Source organism: Pedobacter sp. 01T416_2, assembly GCF_056398925.1.
In genome coordinates, this window is sequence record NZ_JBFTQI010000685.1 from 1 (window position 1) to 3226 (window position 3226).

General features: G+C 38.1%; 4 protein-coding genes. All 4 read left to right on the forward strand.

Annotated elements, in window-relative coordinates; genetic code table 11:
- Positions 1–206, forward strand: a 206-nt coding sequence (locus AC1DPQ_RS22440) for a hypothetical protein (RefSeq protein ID WP_477610927.1), incomplete at its 5' end; no start/stop codon positions are given.
- Positions 207–210: 4 nt separating this feature from the next.
- A complete protein-coding gene (locus AC1DPQ_RS22445) occupies positions 211–1062 on the forward strand; it encodes a hypothetical protein (protein ID WP_477580431.1) in 852 nt (283 codons plus the stop codon).
- Positions 1063–1067: 5 nt separating this feature from the next.
- Positions 1068–1742: a response regulator transcription factor gene (locus AC1DPQ_RS22450; RefSeq protein ID WP_477580433.1), complete on the forward strand. Its 675-nt coding sequence runs from the start codon at positions 1068–1070 to the stop codon at positions 1740–1742.
- On the forward strand, positions 1678–3081 hold the full coding sequence (locus AC1DPQ_RS22455) for a sensor histidine kinase (protein ID WP_477580435.1): 1404 nt from the start codon (positions 1678–1680) through the stop codon (positions 3079–3081). The genes AC1DPQ_RS22450 and AC1DPQ_RS22455 overlap by 65 nt, the downstream gene beginning before the upstream one ends.
- The last annotated feature ends 145 nt before the right edge of the window (positions 3082–3226 follow it).

Genomic DNA, 3226 nt, shown 5'->3' on the forward strand with positions numbered 1-3226 from the left:
CTTTAACTGTTTCAAATCAGCAGGAAGAACTGATTAAAAAACAGGATAAGGCAAAAAAAGACAAACAGCCCGAAAATCAAAAGCCTGAGCCACTTCAGATCAAAGAAGTACCAAAAGCCAAAAAACAGCTAAAACCCATGGCGGTAAAGCCCAATGTAAAGGTAAAACCCATCAAGATTATTAAACCTAAGATTAAAAGGCCATAAATATATGCGCATCCGTCTCTTAATTTTCTTCTCATTTTTGGCGATATCAAATGTAAAGGCACAGCAAGATTCGACCAAAGCTACGCTTACACTTGCGGCCATGTACAACAGTAATATTAATTATTACGGGCAGGTTACCCCTGAAAAATATCCGTATGTACTCTTTAATGCTACCTTACGGTTTCCAAGCGGTTTATATTTTTCGGGCGGTGGTTATAAGCTCTTAAACTATGGCTCAACCATTTCGGAAACAGATTTAGGCATAGGTTACGATTATGATTTTAATGAAAAATTTACCGCCGGACTAGCCTATACCCATTCTTTTTTCCCTGCTAATTCTCCTTTGCTTCAGGCATCCAATAACAATAACATCAATGCGTCGGCCGCCTACCAATGGCCTTGGTTTAAAACAGATCTTAGTCTCGATTTGGCTTTTGGAAAGCAAACCGATGGATTTATCAGTTTTGGAAATTCAAAAGAAATCGACCTGGGAACGGTGTTCAACGAAAAGAACCTCATTTCAATTACGCCGGCTATAGAGATTACAGCAGGCACCACCCACTTTTACGAAACCTATATCATCGAAAAAAGCAAAAGGCAGAACGCTAATGGGAATGGAAAGGGAAAAAGTGATACCGCTCCCGGAATCGTTAACGGGAACACCACCGAGGTAGTTGAAAACACAGTTAATCAGTTTAAACTATTGTCTTACAATTTTAAGCTACCTTTAAACTGGAGTAATGGAAATTTCCTTGCCGAAGCCAGTTATCAATTCTCCATACTTGGAAACAGAAAAGAAGAAAATGTAAAACACCAGCAGTCTTTCTTTGGTTTAGCAGTTTACTACCAATTTTAATCCGCATGAAGGTACTGATCATTGAAGATGAAAAAACGCTTGCCTTTGAAATGGAAAAGTTTCTTAAAAAGGCTTTCTTCTTGTGCGATCTGGCCCATAGCTTTAAACAGGGTTCTAATAAGCTAGCGCTAAACCAATATGATTATGTACTGATTGATTTAGGTTTGCCAGATGGCGATGGTTTTGAACTGCTCAGCAAGGCGAAGAAAAGCAATCCAGATGCGGCCTATATTATTCTTACAGCCAGAGGAAAATTAGAAGACCGGGTTGCGGGCTTAGACATGGGCGCAGACGATTATTTAGCGAAGCCTTTCTTTCTTCCCGAACTTCAATCGCGGATGCAGGCCATTGCCAGGCGAAAATTTAAAGTGACCGAAGAGTTAATTCCACTCGGAAACTTTAGCATCGATCTGCAAAAACGCTTTGTATTTTTTGAGGAAGAGCAGATTGAACTTTCGCGCAAAGAATTTGATCTTTTAAGCTACCTTTTACTGCATAAAAACAGGGTGCTTACCCGGATGCAATTAAGCGAACATATTTGGGGCAACTTTGTTGATGATGATTACGACTCGAACTACATTGATGCACACATTAAAAATATCAGGAAGAAATTAAATGGTTACGCCCCTACCGAATGGCTGGAAACTGTTAGAGGCGTTGGTTATAGAATTAAAAAGTAATTTGAAACTATCTACTAAACTTACTTTATTTATTACCGGATCTAAACTTGCCATTGTAGGTCTGTTTATCCTGTTGCTTCCTTTTCTGATCGGGCAGATTGCTTCTAACTACACCAACTTTTCGCTTAGAAACCAACAGAAAAAAGTACTCCAAAATATCAATAAAAAGGGAATAGATTATTACTTCGAAGGGGATAACAGTTATGGGAGCTACACCATGCTGAAAGATGAATACATTGCACTCGAAACAGTAGCACAAAAACTGAAATTAGATACCATACGTGATACCAAACGTATTGTAGAACAAGATACCATCGCGTATCGGGTATTGAGTTTTACTTTTCAAAAAAACCAAAAAAATTACCTCTTAGAAATCGGTAAAACCACCGCCAGCATCAACCTTTATAACGATGCGCTCCAACGCTTCGCTTTATATGTGCTTATCATTCTTATTGCCCTAAGTATTATTATAGATTTGATTTTTACCCGGCAGTTAATTAAACCACTTGGTCAGATTATCAAATTAAGGCTAACCAATAGCCGGTTTCCATTTAAAAAGAAACATGGCCATATTAACACCAGCACGCAAGACTTTAAATACCTCGATCATTCGCTCATTTCATTAATGGACCAGATCAACGAGGCTTTTGAAAAGGAGCGGGAATTTACGGCCAATGCCTCGCATGAGTTTATGACGCCCATTACTATATTACAAAACAAGATGGAAAACCTGCTTACTGAAGAATCGGCATCCGAAGCGGTACAGGAACACATTGTTGATATGATGAAAACACTGGAGCGGTTAAAGAAAATATCGCGTTCGCTCCTACTCATTTCGAGAATAGAAAATGAGCAATTCTCCAAACAGGATGAGATAGAACCGCAAACACTCTTTAATGAAATAGTGGAAGAAATAAGCCATAGGCTCGAAGAAAAAAACATTCAGATCGACATCGACCTTAGCCATAACAAACGTTTAAGCAACATCAATCATGATCTTTTGTTTCAGCTCTTTTATAACCTAATTAACAACGCCATTAAGTTTAACAAAGAAAATGGGCGTATACAGATTTCTGATCTTCTTGAAAAAGGTTATTATTCCATTCAGGTTAGCGATAGTGGCCAAGGCATTAAAGCAGAAGATATACCACATGTATTTGATCGTTTTAAAAAAACAGGTCATGCCGAAAATGCGGGCTATGGCTTAGGACTTGCCATTGTAAAAAGCATAGCGAATTACCTTAACTTAAAAGTTCAGGTAAACTCAATACTGGGTGAGGGAGCAAGTTTTAAAGTTATTTTCGAAGTAGAGCAACGCAATAGCAAAGCTATAACCTAATGCTGGAAGCCTGGCTATAAATGATTGTTCCGTTCTCCTAAAATTTATTTAACAGATTTAATGGGAATAAAAAAGAGATAGCTATCATTTTTATCCCTTGTTGCTACAGCTAAAACAAGAGGAATTCCATTTTCCTGATATAAAA

Bases quoted from the DNA above. Each gene is read 5' to 3' on its own strand.
- AC1DPQ_RS22445 (WP_477580431.1), top strand. From the start codon at position 211: ATGCGCATCCGTCTCTTAATTTTCTTCTCATTTTTGGCGATATCAAAT.
- AC1DPQ_RS22450 (WP_477580433.1), top strand. From the start codon at position 1,068: ATGAAGGTACTGATCATTGAAGATGAAAAAACGCTTGCCTTTGAAATG.
- AC1DPQ_RS22455 (WP_477580435.1), top strand. From the start codon at position 1,678: ATGGTTACGCCCCTACCGAATGGCTGGAAACTGTTAGAGGCGTTGGTT.